Source organism: Polaribacter sp. Asnod6-C07, from assembly GCF_045063625.1.
Taxonomy (GTDB): Bacteria; Bacteroidota; Bacteroidia; order Flavobacteriales; family Flavobacteriaceae; genus Polaribacter; species Polaribacter vadi_A.
In genome coordinates, this window is sequence record NZ_JBEFOF010000005.1 from 3,084,622 (window position 1) to 3,108,167 (window position 23,546).

Consider the following 23,546-nt stretch of genomic DNA (forward strand, 5'->3'; position numbering starts at 1 on the left):
ACTATGAAAAAAATTGGTTTAATAGGAGGTATAACTCCAGAATCTACTATTTTATATTACAGAATTTTAAATGAATTAAATTCGAAAGCTTTAGGTAAACCACATTCTGCAGATGTTATAATCAATTCTTTTGATTTTGGTGAAATTGCAAACCTTCAGAAAAACAATAGGTGGGATTTGTTAGATGAAAAAATGGCTGATACTGGTAAAAACCTAGAAAAAGCAGGTGCAACTTGTATTTTAATTTGTGCAAATACAATGCATTTATGTATAGAGGCAGTTCAAAAATCTGTTAATATTCCAGTTATTCATATTGCAGAAGCAACATCAAAAAAAATTATAGAAAAAAAGTTAAAAAAAGTGATTTTGTTAGGTACAAAATACACAATGGAAAAAGATTTTTTTATTGATATTTTAACTTCATTTGGTATAGAAGCTATTATACCTGGTTTAGAAGATAGAAATTTAATTCATGGTGTTATTTATAATGAATTAGCTGATGGTGTAATAAAACAAACGTCTAAAGATAATTATCTAAAAATTATAAATAAATTACTAGAAAATGGAGCAGATGGTGTTATTTTAGGTTGCACAGAAATTCCGTTATTAATAAAGCAAGAAGATGTTTCTGTACCTGTTTTTGATACCACAAAAATTCATGCTACAGCTGCATTTAATTTTTCTAATAAATTAAAACAACAGCAACAAGAGCAACAACAGCAATAGTTTTATTATATTTGATTGGTTTTTTATCCATAGATTTTTTAGAAAATTAGTCGAAATTGTTAAGGAAATTTAAAATATTTATTTATTTATGCTTTATATCTGGTTTGGGTTTTGCTCAAACTGATATTTTATACTTTAAAGATTCTGATAATAGTTTAAATTCTAAAACCATTGTAGAAAAAGAATTTAAACCTATTGAAAAACTAATTTTAGAACCACATTCAGATGCATCTTTTTGGTTTAAAATTCCTAAGTCAGATGTAAAAGAAACCTATATTTTTAAAGTTAAGACCAATAGAGTTAAATTTTCTAAGGCATTTCAAAATTTCAAAGAAATAAAACCTTTAGAAAAAGAAAGGTTTTTAGCTTTTGAGTTTTTAAGAACAAATGATTTATATATTAAAGTTAATTCAGATTTTGTTTCTTATTTTCCTTTTGAATTAAATAAAGAATTGGATTCAGATTTTAGAGAAAAACTGATCATTAATTTAAATGGATTTTTTTATGGATTCATTTTTTTAATTATAATTTACTCGCTATTTTATTACTCTTTCTTTAAAGATAAAACATTTTTTTATTATGGTTTTTTTTTAATGAGCATTACTTTAATGTTTCTTTTATTAGATGGGACACTCGTTTTATTTGGTTTAAATTCTAGTCAAATAAATATTTTAATTCTATTAAATTATATTTTAATTTCATTTTATTCTTCAAAATTTGTTAATTATTTTCTAAATTTAAAAGAAGTATATCCTAAACTAAAATATTATACTTATTCTTTAGGTTGTCTAGTAATTTTATCTGTTCTGATTTTCTATTTTTATAATAACCATAATATATTTATTGTATTAAATGTATTGGTTTTTTTATTGTTATTAACCTACTGGCTTACTGCACTTGTATTGATTAATAAAAATAATTTTACAAAGTTATTTGTTTTCGGTTTTGCTATTTTATTGTTTTCTGGTTTAGATTCTTTTGTTTTTCGAAATTTAGGTATTTCTATATTTTATACAGATGGTTTCAATATAAAACTTGGTGGTCTTATTCAAATTATAATATTTGGATTTGCTATTTTGTCTAGAGAAAAATTATTAAGGAAGAAAAATAATTATATGAAAAAAGAGATTAGAAATTTCTCTAAAATATTAAAAGATAAAAAAGCAAAAGGCAATAAACATTTAAATAAAGAAAAATTAGCATCTTTAAGTATAAGAGAAAGAGAAATATTCGATTTAATATTACAAGGTAAATCGAACAAAGAAATTGCTACAATAGCGAATGTTTCTATTAATACTGTAAAATTTCATATTAAAAACATCTATGATAAATTACATATAAAAAATAGAAAAGAAGCTTTAAATTTATCTGTAAAATAGAATTTTAAATACTACAAAACGACTACTACCCTTATACTACCCCTTTACTACCCTTTATTATATATGTAAATTGTGAATATTGTCTTAATTTAGCTATAGTTATAAATTAGGTCATTATTCCCCGACTTTTATAAATAGAAAAACTCCAGAATTTATCTGGAGTTTTTTTTATTTATATTATTTCATTTTCTCAAAAAATGTCATTTTGTACTTTAGTAATAAATCAGGATTAGTGATTTTTATGACATCTTTTAAAACTAAATCTGGTCTTGTTGGTGCTAACTCATAATATATAACTCCCCCTGTTTTTCCTTTTTTAGTTGATGGTGTAAAAATATTTCCCTTTTTAAAAGCATTAAATTTTGAGTATAATTCATTACTGTTTAATAATTGGTCTTTTGATGAAAAGTAGCCTGGAGCAATCCAAAAATCTGCACCTGCACCTTTATCAAAAACACTCTCAAAACTTAAAGACAAACTTCCTTTTCCTTTTGTGTTTTGCCATAAATAATTACAATTGGCATCTTTTAAATATTGAGCAACAAAACTATCACCAGCTGGTAAATTCCAAATATCTTTGCTCATTATAGCACCCGATAAAATTGTAGGTTTTTTAGTCGATTTTAAAGCGATTTGTTTTGCAGCATTATAATTGGCTTCTATCACTTTAAAAATACTATCAGCCTGTTGTTCTTTATCAAACAAAACACCAAAAAACTTAATCCATTCAGCTCTTCCTAAAGGAGTTTCTTCTAACCAATCTCCATTATAAATAACATTTATTCCGGCTTTTTTTATGGTTGTTAAAGATTTATCAGCAGAAAAAACACTATAACCAACCACTAATTCAGGCTTTAAATCCAATAAAATCTCTGTATTTAACGAACTTTCTTTACCAATTTCTTTTATTTTTCCAGCATCAATTAAGTTTCTTGTTTTTTCTGATGAAACATATTTAGAATATGGAAAACCAACAATAGCGGTTTCTTCGTTTAACAATTCAACCATTGGTATATGTGTTGTAGATGTCACAACAATTTTTTCAATAGGAGTAAAGAGTGTATTTGCAATCTCCTCTTTTTTGGATTTTTTATTCTGAATGGTATATTCAAAAATTTCCTCAGAATTTTGATAAGCAGATTTTATAATTAACTTTTTAACTCCATTTTTATCAACAATATCAAAACCCTTTGCATATTTGATGTTACTTTCTATTTGATTATTTTCATCAACCTTAACAACTTCTTTTTTGCAAGAGCTAAAAACGAATAACCAAATACTAAAAATTAAAATTTTCTTCATTAAGAATATATTTGATTTTCCTGTTCTTGAACTCTTATAAATGTAGTTCTTTTTGTTAATTCCTTTAATCTGCTAGCTCCAACATAGGTACAAGTAGATCTTATTCCGCCTAAAATATCAATAACTGTGTTTTCAACATCACCTTTAAAAGGTACTTCTACTGTTTTACCTTCAGAAGCTCTATAATTAGCAACGCCTCCAGAATGTTTATTCATGGCAGTTTCTGAGCTCATTCCGTAAAAAGCTCTAAATTTTTCACCATTTTTTTCAATTAATTCTCCACCACTTTCTGTGTGCCCAGCAAACATACCTCCCAACATTACAAAATCTGCACTACCACCAAAAGCTTTGGCAATATCACCAGGAATTTTACAACCTCCATCAGAAATAATTTGTCCTCCCATTCCATGAGCAGCATCTGCACATTCTATAATAGCAGATAATTGTGGATAACCAACTCCGGTTTTTACACGAGTTGTGCAAACAGAACCAGGCCCAATACCAACTTTTACAATATCTGCACCAGATAAAAGTAATTCTTCTACCATTTCTCCTGTAACAACGTTACCAGCAATAATTATTTTATTCGGATGATTTTTACGCATTTTTTGAACAAAATTGACAAAATGTTCAGAATATCCGTTTGCAACATCAATACAGATAAAGTTTATTTGAGGAAATTCATTTAAAATAGTTTTTACTTTTTCAGAATCGTCTTTTCCAGTTCCTGTACTTACAGCGATATTTTTTAAAACTTCTTCGGATGAATTTGTGGCAAAATCACGCCATTCGTCTAAAGAATAATGTTTGTGTACAGCTGTAAATAATTTGTGTTTTGCCAATTCTTTTGCCATTTCAAAAGTACCAACAGTATCCATATTTGCAGCCATTATTGGTATGCCTTTCCAAACGATATTACTATGTAAAAACTTAAATTCTCTTTCTAAAGTAACCTGAGATCTCGATTTTAATGTAGATCGTTTAGGGCGAATCATAACATCTTTAAATCCCAATTTTAAATCATTTTCAATTCTCATAAATCTAAATATTATTAAAGTTTAAAGATATTAAATTTCAAAACGATTTTATTAGATTCTTGATAAGAATACTTATACATTTGCAAAAGATTCTGGTTTTGATGTAAGAATAGTCTTACATTAAATTAAAAGGGAATCTGGTTTAAAGCCAGAACTGTACCCGCAACTGTAAGTTTATGCTGAACTTGTTTCAGTACTTTTTTTAAAGGATGTTGTTAATTCTTATGCCACTGACATTTTAAGTTGGGAAGGTCTAATAACATTAAAACGAGTCAGGAGACCTGCCTTAATCATAATTTTAATTTAATCTTCGGGATAAAGATTTGATAAAAATATGAAGTTAAAACAGGTATTGTTTATTGTTTTGTGGTTTTTTGTTGCTTGTAATTTACACGCTCAAAAAGATTCAGTTGCTGTAAAATTAGATGCTTTTTCACTATCAATTTTAAAAGTGAAAGATTTTTCTAAGGGATATAGTCGTATTTTAATTTCTGATAGTTTAGTGACTAAAAACATTAAATCGTTAACAGATGTTTTACGATTTAACTCATTTATTTATTTTAAAGAGAATGGGTTGGGCATGGTTTCTTCACCATCTTTTAGAGGCACAAACGCTTCGCAAACAGCTGTTATTTGGAACGGAATTAACATTAATTCTCAATTAAATGGCCAAGCAGATTTTAATATAGTTTCTGCAAATTCTTACAATAATATAAGTGTAAGAAGTGGAGGTGGAAGTGTTTTGTATGGAAGTGGTGCAATTGGAGGTACAGTTCATTTAAACAATACTATTTCTTTTAAAAATATAACTAAAAATAATCTTCTTTTAAAATATGGGAGTTTTAATACGCAACATTTAAGCTTCGATTTTGTAAAATCTGATAAAAAAAATCACTTAAATATTGGTTTGGGGTATAATGCTTCTGATAACGATTTCAAATATTTAAATTCTAATTTAAAGAATGACAATGGTGCTTTTAACAATTACAATTTTGATGTTAATTATGGATATAAAATTGATGCTAAAAATCAACTAAAGTTTTACGGTTCTTCTTTCTTTTCTAAAAGAGATTTGTCTAGAACTTTAAATGCTCCTTCCAACGATTCTTATAAAGATATAAGTTTAAAAAACTTGTTAGAATGGAATCGTTTTTTATCAGCAAAAGAGAATATTACAACTAGAGTTGCATATCTTTTTGATGAGTTTAAATATTATGATAACAAAGAAAATTCAGATAACTTTTCTATTGGAAGTACCAAAAGAAAAATTACACAAGTAGATTATAATAATTCTCTTACTAGAAAAGTAAAAATTAATGGAATTCTTGGTTTTGAATCTACGAAAGCAGAAGGTACAAGCTTTTTAACGCATCAAAGAAATATTTTTTCGGCAGTTTTTTCTTTAAATCATCAAATTACAAATAGTTTAAGTTATGGTGTGCAGTTTAGAAAAGAATTTCAAAAAGATTTTGAAGCTCCATTTTTATATTCTTTAGGAATTGAACAGAAAATCAGTAAAAATTATACTTTATCTTTTAATACTTCTAAAAATTTTAGAACACCAACTTTTAATGATTTGTATTGGAATCCTGGAGGAAATCCTGATTTAAAATCAGAAAATTCTTATCAATTTGAAATTGGAAATGCCATTAAATTTAAGAAATTTCAATTTCAGTTAAACGGATTTTATATCAAATCTAAAGATTTAATTCAATGGACACCAAATGATTCAGGTATTTGGAGTCCTATAAATATAAATCAAACAAAAAATATTGGTTTAGAGTTTTCTACAAACTATAAAAGATCTTTCAAAAATCATTCTTTTTCAATAAATGCTAATTATTCTTATACAATTGCAAAAGATTTAGATACAAATAATCAGTTAATTTATGTTCCAAAAAATAGAGCAAATTTTTTAGCAAATTATAATTACAAAAACTTTAAGATCTATTATCAAACTTTAATAAACGATAAAGTGACTTTTTTGATTGATACAATTCCTGCTTATTCAGTTTCTAATGTTGGGGTAAATTATCAATTATTAAAAATAAAAAATAAACCAAATATTGGTTTTAAAATCAATAATATTTACAATTCTTATTATCAAAATACTTTAAGCAGGCCAATGCCTGGAGTCAATTTTCAATTAACAACAAATTTAAATTTTTAAAATGATGAATATCAAAAAAGCAATTTTATTAACAGTATTATTAGGTGTATTATTTTCTTCCTGTAATAATAATAATGATGATGGTGAAGATTTACCTAAAGGAGATTATGAAAATGGAATTTTAATTGCCAACGAAGGCGCTTTTTCTGGAGGAACAGGAACAGTTAGTTTTATTTCTGATGACTATTTAACAGAAGAATCTGGTATTTACAGTGCTGTAAATGGAGAAAATATTGGAACAATTTTACAATCTATAGGTTTTAATGGAGATGATGCTTATTTAGTAGCAAATGTTGGTAATAAAATTTCTATAGCAGATAGATATACTATGGAAAAAATTACAGAGATTTCTCAAGGTTTAAGTAACCCAAGATACATTGCTTTTGCAAATGGCAAAGGATATGTTACAAATTGGGGAGAAGGAGGTGATGCTACAGACGATTATATTGCTGTTGTAGATTTAGCTTCTAACACCATTTCTACAACAATTTCTGTGGCAGAAGGTCCTGAACAAGTTATTGCAGATGGTAATACTATTTACGTTTCTCATAAAGGTGGTTGGGGTTCTGGTAATACAATTTCTGTAATTGATACAACTTCAGATACAGTAACATCTACAATTACTGTTGGTAATGTGCCAGATGAAATGATTATTGATAATAGTGGAAATCTAGTAGTTTCTTGCGAAGGAAGTGCTTGGAGTACTCCAGAACTTTTGGGGAGTTTGGTTACTATAAACACAAGTACAAATACTGTTAGTTCTACTATAGATTTTGCTTCAGGTTTTCACCCAGGAAACTTCGTTTTTAGTAACTCGAATATTTATCTTTCTACTTCTTCTGATGTTTATCAAATGAGTGAAAGTGCGTCAGTAATTCCTACTTCTTCAATTATTTCTACTACAGTTTACGGTATGTCTGTAAATGATGGTAAAATTTATATAACTGATGCTAAAGATTATGTTTCAAATGGAACATTAAAAATATTTGATGCTTCTTCTTTTGTTGAATTGAATGAGTTTACAGTTGGTTTAGTACCAGATAAAGTTTATTTCAATTAATAAATAATTCCCTCGAATTTTATGAGGCTTAGGTTTCATAATAACTATCCTTCTTTTAATTAAGAAGGATATTTTTTTGATTATAAGAGTTTTTTTACTTCACTTTTTATAAAACTAATTGCAGTTTCAGTTGGTGGTAAGGTTTTAGAATAATCTATTAATACATTTTCTCTAAAATTATTTGCAGAATTTGATGTTTCTGCTGCTTGTTGTAATTTATTAATTATGGCTCTTTTTGTAGCAATAATTGCTGTCCAAGCTTCATCAGAAATATAAATTTGTTGTACTAAATTATGCTCAAATTCCTGATCTATATTGGCAATTAATAACTGTAAATAATCAGAAGTGTTTTCTGATATGGGTTTAATTCTTACCAACATTTTTACAGGATTAATGCGTTCACAAAACAGCAACATTCTTTCGTAAGCTTGCAATTTAATAGGTAAAGATTCTTTCTTTTTCTCTGCCATTATTGCTAATTTTTTTTCGGTATTTTGTTGTTTTAAAAAACCGTTAAACATATAATATGCAACAAAACCTGTAACTGCAGCAGGTAAAATATAAGCAATACTTTCTAAGATTTTATCTTCCATTATTTATATAAAATTTAAGAGGTACAAATATAAAATTCCTAAAAAGACAGCAAAGGCAAAACTTAATAAAGTACCAATTAATATGTATTCTGTAAGTTTTCTGTCTTCAGATGATGTTAAATCTCCAAATCTAAAAACAGATTTTGCTGCTAATAAAAAACCAATGCCTTCCCAATGATTTGTAATTACAAAAGTAAAAACAAATAAGCGCTCTAAAATACCTATATATCTACCAGCTTTGGCAAGTGAATCATCGTTTTCTTTTTTCTTTTCAGGATTCCATTGTGTAATTATTATTTTTATGATAATGGCTGACACAAAAACAACCATCAATATAAAAATTAATAGTAATAACGTTTTTTTGGTGATGATATTTTCTGTGGATAATTTAAAATCTTCGTAAAAAGAAGCAGCAATTATCAACATTAAAATGTGTAAAACCTGATCTATAAAAAACCAAATTCGCTTCGTTTTTTTCTTCTGAAGATATAATTTTAGTAGATCTATACTGTAATGAGTTGTAATTATAAACAGAAAACCTAACCAGTATTTTTGTATATCAAAAAAAAGAATGATTAATAAAGATAAAGCGTGTACACTTATATGAAAATATAAACGTAAAGATTTTACTTTCTTTTTTTCTTTATCTGTTACCCATTTTTCTGGCTGAAAAACAAAATCACCCAAAATATGAGCCAATAAGAATTTTAAAAAGAGTAACATTAATTCGTTGTTTTTTTATTGATTAAATCTCTGTACAACTGCTCTAATTGCATAATTTCATCTAAACCAGCTCTTTTTCTACGTTCGCTAGCGCTACTTTCTGATATGTTTAATTCTTTTGCAATTATTTTTTGAGTTACTGTTGGCTTGTTTAAGTACATTTCTACAAAAGTAGCTGAGTTTATGGTCCAATTATCCATTGTTAATAAAGCTAAAGATAAAGATGTGTTTAAGATGTTATCAAAGTCAGACCAAGGTGTTTTAAAAGCTAAATTTTGTTTTTTTAGAATGTTGTCAAAAGCAAATCCGCTGTTTATAAAAGCTTCTCCATTACCTTCTGTAATGTTTTTAAAAGCTTCGCTTTTGGCTCCAATTCCAATTGCAATTCTAACATCCAAATTTTTAACTTTCTTTAAAGTTGTTTTTAATTTTATAGCAAATAATAACGCTTCTTCTATCGAATTAATTTCAATTTGAAAACTATCTCCTCTATATATTTCCCAAGTTTTAGGTGATGTTCCAACAGTATTAAATGCATTTTTTAAGATAGGTAACCACAGCTGTGTAGCTACATTTCTAGAGTTTATAATATCGCCTGTTAAAATGCTTGTCATTGTAAATTTTTAGTAAAAATACTTTTTTTATCGTCAATTTCAAAATTATTCGGGTTTTAAGACGAATTTTAATAAATTCGGGTTTTAAGACGAATTCTTGTTAATTCGGGTTTTAGAACGAATATTTGTGAAATAATTTGTGAATAAAAACTAACAAGGTTACTTTATAAAAACGAATAGTTTGGCTAATTTCACGTTTTTAAATTCTTTCAAAATTTACTATTGAATACCTATTTAAATACTTTAAACGAAGCACAAAAACAGGCTGTCTTGCAAAAAGATGGTCCAATGATAATTATAGCAGGTGCAGGTTCTGGAAAAACACGTGTTTTAACTTATAGAATTGCACATTTAATGCAATCTGGAGTAGATTCTTTTAATATTTTATCGCTAACTTTTACCAATAAAGCAGCTCGTGAAATGAAAGAAAGAATTGCAGGAGTTGTAGGCCAAAGTGAAGCCAAAAACCTTTGGATGGGAACTTTTCACTCGGTTTTTGCTAGAATTTTACGATCAGAAGCAGACAAGTTAGGTTTTCCTAGCAATTTTACAATTTACGATACTCAAGATTCAGTACGTTTAATAACTGCAATTATTAAAGAAATGAACTTGGATAAAGAACGCTACAAAGCCAAGCAAATTTTAGGACGAATTTCATCATTCAAAAATAGTTTAATAACAGTTAGAGCGTACTTTAATAATTCTGATTTGCAGGAAGCAGATATGCATGCAAGCAGACCAAAAGTTGGTGATATTTATAAAGAATATGTAGACAGATGTTTTAAATCTGGTGCTATGGATTTTGATGATTTATTGTTAAGAACTAATGAATTACTGGCACGTTTTCCTGATGTTTTGGCAAAATATCAAGACAGATTCAGATATATTATGGTTGATGAGTATCAAGATACAAATCATTCACAATACATTATTGTAAGAGCATTGGCAGATAAATTTGGTAATATATGTGTAGTTGGTGATGATTCTCAGAGTATTTATAGTTTTAGGGGAGCAAATATTCAGAATATTTTAAATTTTCAAAAAGATTATCCTGATGTAAAAACTTTTAAATTAGAACAAAATTATAGATCAACAAAAAATATTGTAAACGCAGCAAATTCTGTAATAGCAAGAAATAAAACTAAATTAGATAAAGAAGTTTGGACCTCTAATGATCCAGGAGATTCTATAAACGTAATGCGAACTATTTCTGATGGAGAAGAAGGGCGTTTTGTAGCACAATCCATTTGGGAAAACCAGATGAATCATCAATTAACATCAGATAATTTTTGTGTTTTATACAGAACAAACTCTCAATCTAGAGCTATTGAAGATGCATTAAGAAAGAAAAATATTGATTATAAAATTTATGGTGGAATTTCATTTTATCAAAGAAAAGAGATTAAAGATATTTTATCCTATTTAAGAATTCTAATTAATCCAAATGATGAAGAAGCACTAAAAAGAATTATCAATTATCCTGCAAGAGGAATTGGTGCTACAACTATAGATAGGCTTACTATAGCTGCAAATCACTATAAAAAATCAATTTTCGAAATCATAAAATATATCGATAAAATTGATATCAAAATAAATTCTAGCACCAAGAATAAGTTGCAGAATTTTATGAATATGATTTTAAGGTTTCAAATAGAATCGCAAACAAAAAATGCTTTTGAAATTGCAGAAACTGTTGTAAAAGAAACCAGATTAATTAAAGATTTAGAAAAAGATGGTACACCAGAAGCTGTAAGTAAAGTAGAAAACGTTCAAGAACTTTTAAACGGAATTAAAGATTTTATTACAGATAAAATAGAAGAAGGTGCAGATGCTTCATTAACTACATTTTTAGAAGATGTTGCCTTGGCTACAGATTTCGATGCCAAAAAAGACGAAGAAAAACCAAGCGTTTCTTTAATGACCATTCATCAATCTAAAGGTTTAGAGTATTTATATGTATACATTGTTGGTTTAGAAGAAAATTTATTTCCTTCTGCAATGAGTATGAATACCAGAAGTGAGCTAGAAGAGGAGCGTAGATTATTTTATGTAGCCTTAACAAGAGCAGAAAAAGTTGCCTATTTAAGTTATGCCCAAACACGTTACAGATGGGGTAAATTGGTAGATGCAGAACCAAGTCGTTTTTTAGAAGAAATAGACGACCAATATTTACATTATATTACTCCAAAAGTACCAGAACCAAGTATAAATCGTTTTGTTGATAAAAGTATTTTTGATGATGCACCAAAAGGAATTCGTTTTCAAAAACCAATTCAGCGTAAAAAAATGGAACGTGATTTGGCAAAAAAGAAAGAAGTAATAATTCCTAAAAACTTAAAAAAAGTATCTCAAGCTAGACCAAAAACCAATTTATTTGATACTGAAGTTTCAGTGGGTAATATTGTAGAGCATAATAGATTTGGTGCAGGAGAAGTTATTGCATTAGAAGGTAAGGGACCAAATAAAAAAGCAGAAATTAAGTTTAGTACAGTAGGTAAAAAGAAATTATTGCTACAATTTGCTAAATTAAAAGTGATTGGATAAAAAATCCAATTAGAAAACAAAAATAAAGTGTTATTTTGCAACGTTAAATAACTACAAATTATAAATTGTCAGTTCAAGTGTATCGAATTTACTTCGGATAAACCAAGAACACACTTCACAAAAATAAATAAATGACATTCGATTTAGAATATAATTCAGAAAGAACATTAATGATAATTCCAGAATATGGTAGACATATTCAGAAATTAGTAAATCATTGTATAGCTTTAGAAACCAAAGAAGAAAGAGATAAAATGGCAAAAGCCATTGTAGATGTTATGGGTAATTTACAACCACATTTACGAGACGTTCCAGATTTTAAACATAAATTATGGGATCAATTATATATAATGTCTGAATTTAAGTTAGATGTAGAGTCTCCTTATCCTCAGCCATCAAAAGAAGAATTACAAGAAAAACCAGAAGGTTTAGCTTACCCAAAATCAGCATCAAGATATCGTTATTATGGTAACAATATACAAACAATGATAGATGTTGCTTTAAGTTGGGAAGAAGGAGAGAAAAAGGAAGCTTTGGTCTTTACCATTGCAAATCATATGAAAAAATGTTATTTAAACTGGAATAAAGATACAGTAGATGATGCTGTTATTTTTAAACATTTATATGATTTATCTGATGGTAAAATAGATTTAAGAAACACAGAAGAAGAATTAACAGAGAGTAAAAATCTATTGAAAAAAAGAAATTCTCAAGGGCAAAATCACTCTAAGAGTAATCATAAGAAACAACACCACAATCATAAAAACAGAAAAAGATATTAAGCAATGGCATCGTTTAAAATTGAAGGTGGTCATAAATTAAATGGAACCATCACTCCACAAGGAGCTAAAAATGAAGTTTTACAGATACTTTGTGCAGTTCTATTAACTCCAGAAAAAGTTACTGTTCATAATGTTCCAGATATTATAGATGTTAACAAACTAATTTTTATTTTAGGAGAATTAGGCGTTAAAGTAGAAAAATTAAGTAGTAATTCTTACGCTTTTCAAGCGGATGAAATAAAATTAGAGTATTTAGAATCTCCAGAATTTAAAAGAGATGGTAGTTCTTTACGTGGTTCTATTATGCTTGTAGGGCCAATGCTAGCACGTTTTGGTAAAGGATATATTCCAAAACCTGGTGGAGATAAAATTGGACGTAGAAGATTAGATACACATTTTGAGGGTTTTACCAATTTAGGAGCTATCTTTAGATATAATAAAGAAGAATCTTTTTACGGAGTCGAAGCAGAAAAATTAGTAGGTACAGATATGTTATTAGACGAAGCTTCTGTAACTGGTACTGCAAATATTTTAATGGCGGCTGTTTTAGCAAACGGAACAACAACAATTTATAATGCAGCTTGTGAACCTTACATTCAACAATTATGTAAAATGTTGAATTCTATGGGCGCAAATATTACAGGTGTTGGTTCTAATTTATTAACCATAACAGGTGTAGATTCTTTAGGAGGATGTGAGCATAGAGTGTTACCAGATATGATTGAAATTGGTTCTTGGATTGGTGTTGCAGTTATGACCCGTTCAGAATTAACAATAAAGAATGTTAGTTGGGAAAATTTAGGCCAAATACCAAATATTTTTGCTAAATTAGGCATAGAATTTGAAAAAATAGAAGATGATATTTTTATTCCAGAACAAGAATCTTACGAAATTCAGAACTATATAGATGGCTCTGTTTTAACAGTTTCAGATGCTCCTTGGCCTGGTTTTACTCCAGATTTATTGAGTATTGTTTTGGTTATTGCAACTCAAGCAAAAGGTACAGTTTTAATTCATCAAAAAATGTTTGAAAGTCGTTTGTTCTTTGTTGATAAATTAATTGATATGGGGGCAAAAGTTATTCTTTGCGATCCTCATAGAGCAACAGTTATTGGTCAGAATTTTGAAAGTACTTTAAAAGCAACAACGATGACCTCTCCAGATATTAGAGCAGGTATCTCATTATTAATTGCTGCCTTATCTGCAAAAGGAACATCAATAATTCATAATATCGAACAAATTGATAGAGGTTATGAAAATATAGAAGCTCGTTTAAAATCAATAGGAGCTAAAATTGAAAGAATTTAAAAATTGAAATAAAAACTTTAATTGCTAGAAAAAGTTTCAAAAAAAATGAAAGTGAAAAAGTTTTATTATTAACATAATTAAACTTTAAAAAAAATGATTAGAAACTTATGGAAAGAAGAATGGAAAGACATTCAATTTGATGAAAAGATTTCGACGAAGAAGAAGTTTAAAATTTCTAATTATGGACGAATCATTAAATCTAGTAATGGAAAGGAAATTCTTAAAAGACAAACTTATATTAATGGATACGAAACTATTTCTGTAATACAAGTAGTGAACAAAAAATCTACAAGTAGGTATGTTCATAAACTTGTAGCACAACATTTTTTACCTAAAGAAAATGATGAACAAATTTATGTAATTCATTTAGATTATGATAAAACAAATAATGTTTTAGAAAATTTAAAATGGGCTACAAAAAGAGAAAAAGAATTGCATCAATTTAATCATCCAGATTGGGATGATATTGTTAAAAAACGAGGTAAAAAAATTGGTAAATTAACTGAAGGAAAGGTTAAAATTATTAAAAGACAACTTAAAAATAATAGAACAAGAATTACTATGATAGCCAAACGTTTTGGTGTTTCAGATATGCAAATTCATAGAATTAAGACTGGTGAAAATTGGTCTCATATTAAAATTTAATATTAAATAGTGTCATTATGACACTATTTTTTTGTTGGCAACATTTTTGACAATAAATTGTGTACAATTTAACGATTACAAAGAAATGAGTAAGAAAGAAAATATAAAAGAAGAAGAAATCATCAACGAGCAAGAATCTGTTCAAGTGGAAGAAAATCAAGAGGTTGAAGTTGAAGAAACTAAAGAAGAACCAACTGCTGAGCAGTTAGTTCAAGCAGAAAAAGATAAGTTTTTACGTCTTTTTGCTGAATTTGAAAACTATAAAAAGAGAACAACTAGAGAAAGAATAGAATTATTTAAAACTGCAGGACAAGAATTAATGACATCTTTACTGCCAGTTGTAGATGATTTTGAACGTGCTTTGACACATATAGAAGAAGATAAAGAAGCTGAAGAGTTAAGAAAAGGTGTGTTATTAATCTATAATAAATTCTACAATACTTTAGAGCAAAAAGGTTTATCTAGAATAGAAACCAAAGCTGGTGATACTTTTGATGCAGAAATTCACGAAGCAATTACGCAAATTCCTGCTCCGTCAGAAGATTTAAAAGGAAAAATAATTGATTGTGTAGAAAAAGGATACAAGTTGGGTGATAAAGTAATTCGTTACCCAAAAGTAGTAATAGGACAGTAATTAGTATTCAGTACACAGTAAGCAGTAGCCAGTAAATTACTGACTGCTCACTGAAAACTGCAAACTGCAAACTAAAAATAATGGCAAAACAAGATTTTTACGAAATATTAGGCATTTCTAAATCTGCTACAAAAGCAGAAATTAAGAAAGCTTACAGAAAAATGGCAATAAAATATCATCCAGATAAAAATCCTGGAGATACTACAGCAGAAGAAAACTTTAAAAAAGCTGCAGAAGCTTACGAAATTTTGAGCGACGAAAATAAAAAGGCAAGATATGATCAATATGGTCATGCAGCTTTTGATGGTCCTCAAGGTGGAGGAGGCTTTGGAGGTGGTGGCATGAATATGGATGACATATTCAGTCAATTTGGAGACATCTTTGGAGGTGGTGGCTTTGGTGGTTTTGGTGGTGGTGGAGGCCATAGGCAAGCCAGAGTTAAAGGTAGCAATATGCGTATTCGTGTTAAGCTTACTTTAGAAGAAATTGCAAAAGGAGTTGAGAAAAAAGTAAAAGTTCGTAGAAAAGTACAAGCAAGTGGTGTAAAATATAAAACATGTACAACTTGTAATGGTTCTGGTCAAGTAATGAGAGTTACCAATACTATTTTAGGTAGAATGCAAACTGCAACTACATGTAGTACTTGTTCTGGAGCAGGAGAAATTATTAGCTCTAAACCAAATGGAGCAGATGCACAAGGTATGGTTGTTAAAGAAGAAACTGTGCCAATTAATATTCCTGCAGGTGTAACAGAAGGTGTACAATTAAAAGTGGGAGGTAAAGGAAATGATGCTCCTGGTAAAAACTCAATTTCTGGAGATTTATTAGTTTTAATAGAAGAAGTACCACACGAAACTTTAAAAAGAGAAGGAACTAATATACATTATGATTTGTATGTAAACTTTTCAGAAGCTGTTTTAGGTACTAGTAAAGAAGTAGAAACAGTTACAGGTAAAGTGAAAATTAAAATTGAACCAGGTACACAATCAGGGAAAATTTTAAGATTAAAAGGTAAAGGTTTACCAAGTATAGAACGTTATGGAACTGGAGATTTCTTAATTCATACAAATGTTTGGACACCTCAAGAATTAAATAAAGAACAGAAACAGTTTTTTGAAAAAATGTTAGATGATGATAATTTTTCTCCAAACCCAAATAAATCTGATAAGTCCTTTTTTGAGAAAGTAAAAGACATGTTTTCTTAAAAAAGTATTAAAAATGAAAAAAAATAGTATAAATTTTATTAAAAATGTTTTTTTATAATACTTTTTAATATATATTTGTATTGTTGTTGTGTATTCAACAACACTTTTTCTTTTTCATAGCAATTTTTCCCACTCAAATTTTATTTGAGTGGGTTTTTTTAATTTTTTAAAATTAAAAAAAAATAAATTTGAAAAATATTTAGCAGACTTATCTTATCGTCCTGAATTTATTTCAGGGAGGAAAGTCCGGACACCAAAGAGTAATTATAGCGGATAACATCCGTCCAACGTAAGTTGAGGACAAGTGCAACAGAAAGCAAGTACAGTTAGGCTGTAGTGAAACCAGGTAAACTCTATGAGGTGCAATGTCATGTAAATTAGAGCTTGAGAGCTACTCGCTCGATTCTAAAGGGTAGGCAGATAGATTCTAAGAGTAATTTTAGAACTAGATAAATGATAAGAACCTTTATTTTTTAAAGGAACAGAATTCGGCTTATTAGTCTGCTTTATATTTTTTTCATTAAATCTCATAATTCCTTTAATTTTGTTGAATTATATCTACTTTTTTAAAAAATAGTTTTTTTTTATTCATTAATTAAGGCAATCTATTATTTATCTTTCAAATTCAATTTTATTGCAGTAATTTTGCTTTAGTAGACGAATTAGATTTATGTAGTTTAGCTTCATTTTGTAATGTTTATCATATTTAAATGTTAGTTTTATTAATAATCAAAAAGTTTACAAAAAATAACCAAAAAGAATTCTATATTATTTATGAGCATTTACAACGATTACTTAAAGGAGATTGAAGAAAGAAAACAACTAGCCCTTCACCCTAAACCTATTGATGGTGCTGAATTGCTAAGCGCAATTATTACGCAGATTAAAGATTTAAATAACGAACATAGAGAAGATTCTCTTAATTTCTTTATTTATAATGTTTTACCAGGAACCACGAGTGCTGCAGTTGTAAAAGCAAAATTCTTAAAAGAAATTATTTTAGAAGAAGAAGTTGTTAAAGAAATTACACCATCTTTTGCATTTGAGCAATTATCGCACATGAAAGGTGGCCCTTCTGTAGAAGTTTTATTAGATATTGCCTTAGGTAATGATGAAACAAAATCTAAACAAGCTGCAGATGTTTTAAAAACACAAGTTTTTTTATATGATGCAGATACTACTCGTTTAGAAGAAGCATTTAATAATGGTAGTAAAATTGCTAGAGAACTTATAGAAAGTTATGCAAATGCAGAGTTTTTTACTAAACTACCAGAAATTGATGAAGAAATAGAAGTAGTAACATATATTGCTGGTGTTGGTGATATTTCTACAGATTTACTTTCTCCTGGAGGTGATGCACACTCAAGATCAGATCGTGAATTACATGGACAATGTTTATTTGAGCATAATAAAGATATGCAAAATGAATTATTAGCTTTACAAGAAAAACATCCTAATAAACGTGTAATGTTAATTGCAGAAAAAGGAACAATGGGTGTTGGTTCTTCTAGAATGTCTGGTGTAAATAATGTTGCTTTATGGACAGGTGTAAAATCTAGCCCTTATGTACCATTCATTAATATAGCTCCTGTAATTGCTGGGACTAATGGTATATCTCCAATTTTCTTAACAACAGTTGGTGTAACAGGTGGTATTGGTGTAGATTTACAAAACTGGGTAAAACAGAAAGATGCAGAAGGTAATACAATTGTAGATGAAGATGGTGAACCAGTTTTAAAACAAATGTATTCTGTAGAAACAGGTACTGTTTTAACAATTAATACAAAAGAAAAGAAATTATATAGTGGTAATGTTGAACTAAAAGATATTTCTACAGCATTAACTCCACAAAAACAAGAATTCATTAAAGCAGGAGGTTCTTATGCAGTAGTTTTTGGTAAAAAATTACAAACATTTGCAGCTAAAGTTTTAGGAATCGAAGCTCCACAAGTATATGCAACTTCAAAAGAAATTTCTATTGAAGGGCAAGGATTAACTGCTGTTGAAAAGATTTTCAATAAAAATGCAGTAGGTACAACTCCAGGAAAAGTTTTACATGCAGGTTCTGATGTTCGTGTAGAAGTTAATATTGTAGGTTCTCAAGATACTACTGGGTTAATGACTTCTCAAGAATTAGAAATGATGGCTGCAACAACTATTTCTCCAATTGTAGATGGTGCATATCAATCAGGTTGTCATACAGCATCTGTTTGGGATGATAAATCTAAAGCAAATATTCCTAGATTAATGAGCTTTATGAACGATTTTGGTTTAATTACTGGTCGTGATCCTAAAGGAAAATATTTTCCGATGACAGATGTTATTCATAAAGTTTTAAATGATATTACAGTAGGAGATTGGGACATCATCATTGGTGGAGACTCTCATACACGTATGTCTAAAGGTGTTGCTTTTGGTGCAGATTCAGGTACAGTAGCATTAGCTTTAGCAACTGGTGAGGCTACAATGCCAATTCCACAATCTGTTAAAGTTACATTTAAAGGAGCTATGAAATCTTATATGGATTTTAGAGATGTTGTGCATGCTACTCAACAGCAAATGTTAAAGCAATTTGGTGGAGAAAATGTTTTTCAAGGAAGAATTATAGAAGTTCATATTGGAACGCTTACTTCAGATGAAGCATTTACATTTACAGATTGGACAGCAGAAATGAAAGCTAAGGCATCTATTTGTATTTCTGAGGATGATACTTTAATTGAATCTTTAGAGATTGCAAAAGGTAGAATCCAGATTATGATTGATAAAGGAATGGATAATACTAAACAAGTTTTACAAGGTTTAGTAGATAAAGCAAACACAAGAATTACCGAGCTTAAAACAGGTATTAAACCAGCTTTAAGACCAGATGCTAATGCAAATTATTATGCAGAAGTTGTTATTGATTTAGATGAAATTGCTGAACCAATGATTGCTGATCCAGATGTAAATAACGAAGATGTTTCTAAACGTTATACACATGATAATATTAGACCATTATCTTATTATGGTGGAACTAAAAAAGTAGATTTAGGATTTGTAGGATCTTGTATGGTTCATAAAGGTGATATGAAAATATTAGCTCAGATGTTAAAAAACATTGAAGCACAACAAGGTAAAGTAGAGTTTAAAGCTCCTTTAGTAGTTGCACCACCAACATATAATATTGTTGATGAATTAAAAGCAGAAGGAGATTGGGATGTTTTAAAGAAATATTCAGGTTTTGAGTTCGATGATAGTGCACCAAAAGGTCTAGCACGTACTAAATATGAAAATATGTTATATTTAGAACGCCCAGGTTGTAATTTATGTATGGGTAATCAAGAAAAAGCAGAACCAGGAGATACAGTTATGGCAACATCAACTCGTTTATTTCAAGGTAGAGTTGTAAAAGATTCTGGTGAGAAAAAAGGAGAGTCTTTATTGTCATCTACTCCTGTTGTAGTTTTATCAACAGTTTTAGGTAGAACTCCAACAATGGAAGAATATGAAGCTGCTGTAGATGGAATTGTACTTACTAAATTTAAGCCTTCTGAGAAACAATTAGTAAACTAATAAGTTGCTAAACTTAAATATTCTAAAGCCTAAATCTATGATTTAGGCTTTTTTTTGTATAAAACTATCCTATATCATAATCATTCTATTTTATAACTATCTTTTTTATAAAAACTCAATATTTTGTATATTAGATTTTTAACAAACAAAAAGAAGAAAATCTATGGCATTTGATATTGATATGATTAAGCAGGTCTATGAAAGCATGACAGAAAAAGTAGATGCTGCACGTAAAATTACAGGAAAACCATTAACCTTGTCAGAAAAAATATTATACTCTCATTTATGGGAAGGTAAACCCACTAGTGCATTTACTAGAGGTAAAGATTATGTAGATTTTGCTCCAGATAGAATTGCTTGTCAAGATGCAACTGCACAGATGGCATTGTTACAATTTATGCAGGCTGGTAAGGCAAAAGTTGCTGTACCAACAACTGTACATTGTGATCACTTAATTCAAGCTAAAGAAGGAGCAGCAAAAGATTTAAAACACGCAAATAGCACAAGTAGTGAAGTTTTTAACTTTTTAGAATCAGTTTCTAATAAATACGGAATTGGTTTCTGGAAACCAGGTGCAGGTATTATTCATCAAGTTGTATTAGAAAACTATGCATTTCCTGGAGGAATGATGATTGGTACAGATTCGCATACTGTTAACGCTGGTGGTTTAGGAATGGTTGCAATTGGTGTTGGTGGTGCAGATGCTGTTGATGTTATGGCAGGTATGGCTTGGGAATTAAAATTCCCAAAGTTAATTGGTGTAAAATTAACGGGTAAACTTTCTGGATGGACATCTCCTAAAGATGTAATTCTTAAAGTTGCAGAAATTTTAACTGTTAAAGGGGGTACAGGAGCTATTGTAGAATATTTTGGACCAGGAGCAACATCAATGTCTTGTACAGGTAAAGGTACAATTTGTAATATGGGCGCAGAAATTGGTGCAACTACATCAACCTTTGGTTATGATGATTCTATGGAGCGTTATTTACGTGCAACAGATAGAGAAGATGTGGCTGATGCTGCAAATAAAGTAAAAGAATATTTAACTGCGGATACAGAAGTTTATGAAAATCCTGAAGAATATTTTGATCAAGTTATCGAAATTGATTTATCAAAATTAGGGCCATTATTGAACGGACCTTTTACACCAGATTTATCTACAACTGTGGGTTCTGCTATGACAGAAAAAGCAAATTCTAATGATTGGCCTTTAACTGTTGAATGGGGTTTAATTGGTTCTTGTACAAATTCATCTTACGAAGATTTATCAAGAGCATCGTCTATAGCACAACAAGCCATTGATAAAGGTTTAAAAACTAAAGCAGAATTTGGTATTAATCCAGGTTCAGAAAAGGTAAGATATACTGCAGAAAGAGATGGTATTCTTGATATTTTCGAAAATTTAGATGCAAAAATATTTACAAATGCTTGTGGACCTTGTATTGGTCAATGGGCAAGGTATTCAGATCCTAAAAATGCACCTAAAAACAGTATAGTACATTCATTTAATAGAAACTTTGCTAAAAGAGCTGATGGTAATCCAAATACACACGCTTTTGTTGCATCACCAGAAATTACAGCAGCAATAGCTATTGCAGGTCGTTTAGATTTTAATCCGTTAACAGATAAATTAATAAATGAAGATGGAGAAGAAGTTATGTTTGATGAACCAACTGGATGGGAATTACCACCAAAAGGTTTTGAGGTAAAAGAAAATGGTTATTTAGCTCCAGATAAAGATGGAAGTGGAGTAGTAGTTTCTGTAAAAGAAGATTCTGAAAGATTACAGTTATTAACGCCATTTACACCTTTAGGAGATTCTATTACAGGTGCCAAATTGTTAATAAAAGCATTTGGTAAATGTACAACAGATCATATTTCTATGGCTGGGCCTTGGTTACGCTTTAGAGGGCATCTAGACAATATTGCAAACAATACTTTAATTGGTGCTATTAATGCATACAATAAGAAAACAAATTTTGTAAAAAATCAATTAACAGGTGAGTATGATGCTGTACCTGCTGTACAAAGAGAATATAAAAAAGCCGGAATTAAAACAATAGTTGTTGGAGATCATAATTATGGAGAGGGGTCTTCTAGAGAACATGCAGCTATGCAACCAAGACATTTAGGTGTTGCTGCTGTAATTGTAAAATCTTTTGCAAGAATTCATGAAACAAACCTAAAAAAACAAGGAATGTTAGGCTTAACTTTTAATAATGAAGCTGATTACGATTTAATTTTAGAGGATGATACATTTAACTTTATAGACTTAAATGAGTTTGCACCAGACAAACAATTAACTTTAGAAATTGTTCATACTGATGGAACTACTGATATTATTAAATTGAATCATACTTATAACAAAGCTCAAATTGATTGGTATAATGAAGGTTCTGCTTTAAATTTGATTAAAAAGCAAAATGCTTAATTTTTATTAAAAATGAGATAAATTTAAAACTCTTGAAGAAATTCAAGAGTTTTTTTGTAAGTAATTGTATTGTTTTAAGACTTTTTTAACAATCATCCAAAAAAGTTTTAAAAATGAATAATCTTTGGTTTTTTGATAATGTAAATTTATTTAATCTTCTTTGTCCTCACAAATTTAAAGAATATAAAGCCTGTCATACTTTTGACATTTATAAAAAAAGTGATTATGTTTATTTTGAAGAAGATGTAGCAAATAAAATATACCTTATAGAAAAAGGTAAAATTAAATTAGGCTATTATACAGAAGATGGGAATGAAGTTGTAAAGGCAATTCTAACAAAAGGTGAATTATTTGGAGAGAAAGCCATTTTAGGTGAAGAAATAAGAAATGAATTTGCACAGTCTGTTGATAATTCAACTTCAATATGTCCAATTGGGATTGAGACAATGCACGATTTAATGCGTGATAATAAAACCTTTAGTTTAAAAATTTATAAGTTTTTAGGCTTGCGTTTTAAGAAATTAGAAAGAAGATTACAATTGATTTTATTTAAAGATACCAGAACACGTTTTTTAGAATTTATGAAAGAACTATGTGAAGAATATGGTTACGATTGTGAAAAATCTGGAGATAAAGTTATTCAACATCCATATACACAAAAAGATATTGCATCATTAATTGGCACTTCTAGATCTAATTTAAATGTATTAATGAATGAGTTAAAAGAAGAAAGCATTATCAATTTTAATAGAAAAGAAATAAGATTAATTCAAAAAATTGCATAAATGTTCGTTGGCTAACATTTAAAGATAATTCATCGCTATAATTTTGTTATCAAATA

The 23,546-nt window shown here is 28.9% G+C and carries 18 protein-coding genes, 1 other RNA gene and 1 riboswitch; of the genes, 14 read left to right on the top strand and 5 right to left on the bottom strand.

Annotated features, from left to right (window positions below; all coding sequences use genetic code 11):
• Window positions 1-3 precede the first annotated feature (3 nt).
• Both ACJJVK_RS13390 and ACJJVK_RS13395 read left to right on the top strand, forming a co-directional pair.
• The gene (locus ACJJVK_RS13390; RefSeq protein WP_405566673.1) at window positions 4-726 is read left to right on the top strand and encodes an aspartate/glutamate racemase family protein; all 723 of its coding nucleotides are present in this window, start codon (window positions 4-6) and stop codon (window positions 724-726) included.
• A 56-nt stretch (window positions 727-782) separates the two neighbouring features.
• Window positions 783-2,105, top strand: a complete 1,323-nt coding sequence (locus ACJJVK_RS13395) for a 7TM diverse intracellular signaling domain-containing protein (RefSeq protein ID WP_405566675.1) — start codon at window positions 783-785, stop codon at window positions 2,103-2,105.
• A gap of 177 nt (window positions 2,106-2,282) precedes the next feature.
• Here the strand turns inward: ACJJVK_RS13395 and ACJJVK_RS13400 are convergent, their stop codons facing one another.
• Together ACJJVK_RS13400 and guaC are read right to left on the bottom strand one after the other, a co-directional pair.
• Window positions 2,283-3,407, bottom strand: a complete 1,125-nt coding sequence (locus ACJJVK_RS13400; RefSeq protein WP_405566678.1) for an ABC transporter substrate-binding protein — start codon at window positions 3,405-3,407, stop codon at window positions 2,283-2,285.
• Window positions 3,407-4,444: a GMP reductase gene (gene guaC, locus ACJJVK_RS13405; RefSeq protein ID WP_215995493.1), complete on the bottom strand. Its 1,038-nt coding sequence runs from the start codon at window positions 4,442-4,444 to the stop codon at window positions 3,407-3,409. The genes ACJJVK_RS13400 and guaC overlap by 1 nt, the downstream gene beginning before the upstream one ends.
• Before the next feature lie 76 nt (window positions 4,445-4,520).
• A riboswitch (cobalamin riboswitch) is annotated at window positions 4,521-4,748 on the top strand.
• Window positions 4,749-4,778: 30 nt separating this feature from the next.
• Here guaC and ACJJVK_RS13410 point away from each other — a divergent pair.
• On the top strand, window positions 4,779-6,614 hold the full coding sequence (locus tag ACJJVK_RS13410; RefSeq protein ID WP_405566681.1) for a TonB-dependent receptor plug domain-containing protein: 1,836 nt from the start codon (window positions 4,779-4,781) through the stop codon (window positions 6,612-6,614).
• A gap of 1 nt (window position 6,615) precedes the next feature.
• On the top strand, window positions 6,616-7,674 hold the full coding sequence (locus ACJJVK_RS13415; RefSeq protein ID WP_405566683.1) for a YncE family protein: 1,059 nt from the start codon (window positions 6,616-6,618) through the stop codon (window positions 7,672-7,674).
• Between the two features lie 80 nt (window positions 7,675-7,754).
• On the opposite strand, the gene ACJJVK_RS13420 is transcribed toward ACJJVK_RS13415, so the two are convergent.
• Genes ACJJVK_RS13420 through ACJJVK_RS13430 form a run of 3 tightly spaced genes read right to left on the bottom strand, consistent with a single transcriptional unit; the run spans window position 7,755 to window position 9,604 of the window.
• Window positions 7,755-8,267 carry a hypothetical protein gene (locus ACJJVK_RS13420; RefSeq protein ID WP_405566686.1) on the bottom strand — a complete coding sequence of 171 codons (513 nt, stop codon included), beginning with the start codon at window positions 8,265-8,267 and terminating at the stop codon, window positions 7,755-7,757.
• Window positions 8,268-8,270: 3 nt separating this feature from the next.
• Window positions 8,271-8,990 (bottom strand): DUF3307 domain-containing protein, encoded by a 720-nt coding sequence (locus tag ACJJVK_RS13425; protein ID WP_405566688.1) that lies wholly within the window; start codon window positions 8,988-8,990, stop codon window positions 8,271-8,273.
• Entirely contained in the window at window positions 8,990-9,604 is a 615-nt protein-coding gene (locus tag ACJJVK_RS13430) for a transcriptional regulator (protein ID WP_405566690.1), read from the bottom strand. The genes ACJJVK_RS13425 and ACJJVK_RS13430 overlap by 1 nt, the downstream gene beginning before the upstream one ends.
• Window positions 9,605-9,826: 222 nt before the next feature.
• Between ACJJVK_RS13430 and ACJJVK_RS13435 the strand changes: the two genes are divergently transcribed.
• From ACJJVK_RS13435 to ACJJVK_RS13480, 10 genes are all read left to right on the top strand, one after another.
• A complete protein-coding gene (locus ACJJVK_RS13435) occupies window positions 9,827-12,148 on the top strand; it encodes an ATP-dependent helicase (protein WP_405566693.1) in 2,322 nt (773 codons plus the stop codon).
• A gap of 131 nt (window positions 12,149-12,279) precedes the next feature.
• Window positions 12,280-12,930 (top strand): DUF4290 domain-containing protein, encoded by a 651-nt coding sequence (locus ACJJVK_RS13440; RefSeq protein WP_215995486.1) that lies wholly within the window; start codon window positions 12,280-12,282, stop codon window positions 12,928-12,930.
• Between the two features lie 3 nt (window positions 12,931-12,933).
• Window positions 12,934-14,238: a UDP-N-acetylglucosamine 1-carboxyvinyltransferase gene (gene murA / locus ACJJVK_RS13445; protein ID WP_405566696.1), complete on the top strand. Its 1,305-nt coding sequence runs from the start codon at window positions 12,934-12,936 to the stop codon at window positions 14,236-14,238.
• 93 nt (window positions 14,239-14,331) lie between these two features.
• Window positions 14,332-14,883: an HNH endonuclease gene (locus tag ACJJVK_RS13450; RefSeq protein WP_215995484.1), complete on the top strand. Its 552-nt coding sequence runs from the start codon at window positions 14,332-14,334 to the stop codon at window positions 14,881-14,883.
• An 85-nt stretch (window positions 14,884-14,968) separates the two neighbouring features.
• Window positions 14,969-15,517 carry a nucleotide exchange factor GrpE gene (locus tag ACJJVK_RS13455; protein WP_405566699.1) on the top strand — a complete coding sequence of 183 codons (549 nt, stop codon included), beginning with the start codon at window positions 14,969-14,971 and terminating at the stop codon, window positions 15,515-15,517.
• A gap of 80 nt (window positions 15,518-15,597) precedes the next feature.
• Window positions 15,598-16,722: a molecular chaperone DnaJ gene (gene dnaJ, locus ACJJVK_RS13460; protein ID WP_405566702.1), complete on the top strand. Its 1,125-nt coding sequence runs from the start codon at window positions 15,598-15,600 to the stop codon at window positions 16,720-16,722.
• Between the two features lie 199 nt (window positions 16,723-16,921).
• An RNA gene (rnpB, locus tag ACJJVK_RS13465) (RNase P RNA component class A) lies at window positions 16,922-17,234 on the top strand.
• A 262-nt stretch (window positions 17,235-17,496) separates the two neighbouring features.
• Window positions 17,497-20,274: a bifunctional aconitate hydratase 2/2-methylisocitrate dehydratase gene (locus ACJJVK_RS13470; protein WP_405566706.1), complete on the top strand. Its 2,778-nt coding sequence runs from the start codon at window positions 17,497-17,499 to the stop codon at window positions 20,272-20,274.
• 163 nt (window positions 20,275-20,437) lie between these two features.
• On the top strand, window positions 20,438-22,705 hold the full coding sequence (locus ACJJVK_RS13475) for an aconitate hydratase (protein ID WP_405566708.1): 2,268 nt from the start codon (window positions 20,438-20,440) through the stop codon (window positions 22,703-22,705).
• Between the two features lie 113 nt (window positions 22,706-22,818).
• Entirely contained in the window at window positions 22,819-23,490 is a 672-nt protein-coding gene (locus tag ACJJVK_RS13480; RefSeq protein WP_215995479.1) for a Crp/Fnr family transcriptional regulator, read from the top strand.
• The last annotated feature ends 56 nt before the right edge of the window (window positions 23,491-23,546 follow it).

Bases quoted from the DNA above. Each gene is read 5' to 3' on its own strand.
- ACJJVK_RS13390 (WP_405566673.1), top strand. From the start codon at position 4: ATGAAAAAAATTGGTTTAATAGGAGGTATAACTCCAGAATCTACTATT.
- ACJJVK_RS13400 (WP_405566678.1), bottom strand. From the start codon at position 3,407: ATGAAGAAAATTTTAATTTTTAGTATTTGGTTATTCGTTTTTAGCTCT.
- guaC (WP_215995493.1), bottom strand. From the start codon at position 4,444: ATGAGAATTGAAAATGATTTAAAATTGGGATTTAAAGATGTTATGATT.
- ACJJVK_RS13410 (WP_405566681.1), top strand. From the start codon at position 4,779: ATGAAGTTAAAACAGGTATTGTTTATTGTTTTGTGGTTTTTTGTTGCT.
- ACJJVK_RS13415 (WP_405566683.1), top strand. From the start codon at position 6,616: ATGATGAATATCAAAAAAGCAATTTTATTAACAGTATTATTAGGTGTA.
- ACJJVK_RS13420 (WP_405566686.1), bottom strand. From the start codon at position 8,267: ATGGAAGATAAAATCTTAGAAAGTATTGCTTATATTTTACCTGCTGCA.
- ACJJVK_RS13425 (WP_405566688.1), bottom strand. From the start codon at position 8,990: ATGTTACTCTTTTTAAAATTCTTATTGGCTCATATTTTGGGTGATTTT.
- ACJJVK_RS13430 (WP_405566690.1), bottom strand. From the start codon at position 9,604: ATGACAAGCATTTTAACAGGCGATATTATAAACTCTAGAAATGTAGCT.
- ACJJVK_RS13440 (WP_215995486.1), top strand. From the start codon at position 12,280: ATGACATTCGATTTAGAATATAATTCAGAAAGAACATTAATGATAATT.
- murA (WP_405566696.1), top strand. From the start codon at position 12,934: ATGGCATCGTTTAAAATTGAAGGTGGTCATAAATTAAATGGAACCATC.
- ACJJVK_RS13450 (WP_215995484.1), top strand. From the start codon at position 14,332: ATGATTAGAAACTTATGGAAAGAAGAATGGAAAGACATTCAATTTGAT.
- ACJJVK_RS13455 (WP_405566699.1), top strand. From the start codon at position 14,969: ATGAGTAAGAAAGAAAATATAAAAGAAGAAGAAATCATCAACGAGCAA.
- dnaJ (WP_405566702.1), top strand. From the start codon at position 15,598: ATGGCAAAACAAGATTTTTACGAAATATTAGGCATTTCTAAATCTGCT.
- ACJJVK_RS13470 (WP_405566706.1), top strand. From the start codon at position 17,497: ATGAGCATTTACAACGATTACTTAAAGGAGATTGAAGAAAGAAAACAA.
- ACJJVK_RS13475 (WP_405566708.1), top strand. From the start codon at position 20,438: ATGGCATTTGATATTGATATGATTAAGCAGGTCTATGAAAGCATGACA.
- ACJJVK_RS13480 (WP_215995479.1), top strand. From the start codon at position 22,819: ATGAATAATCTTTGGTTTTTTGATAATGTAAATTTATTTAATCTTCTT.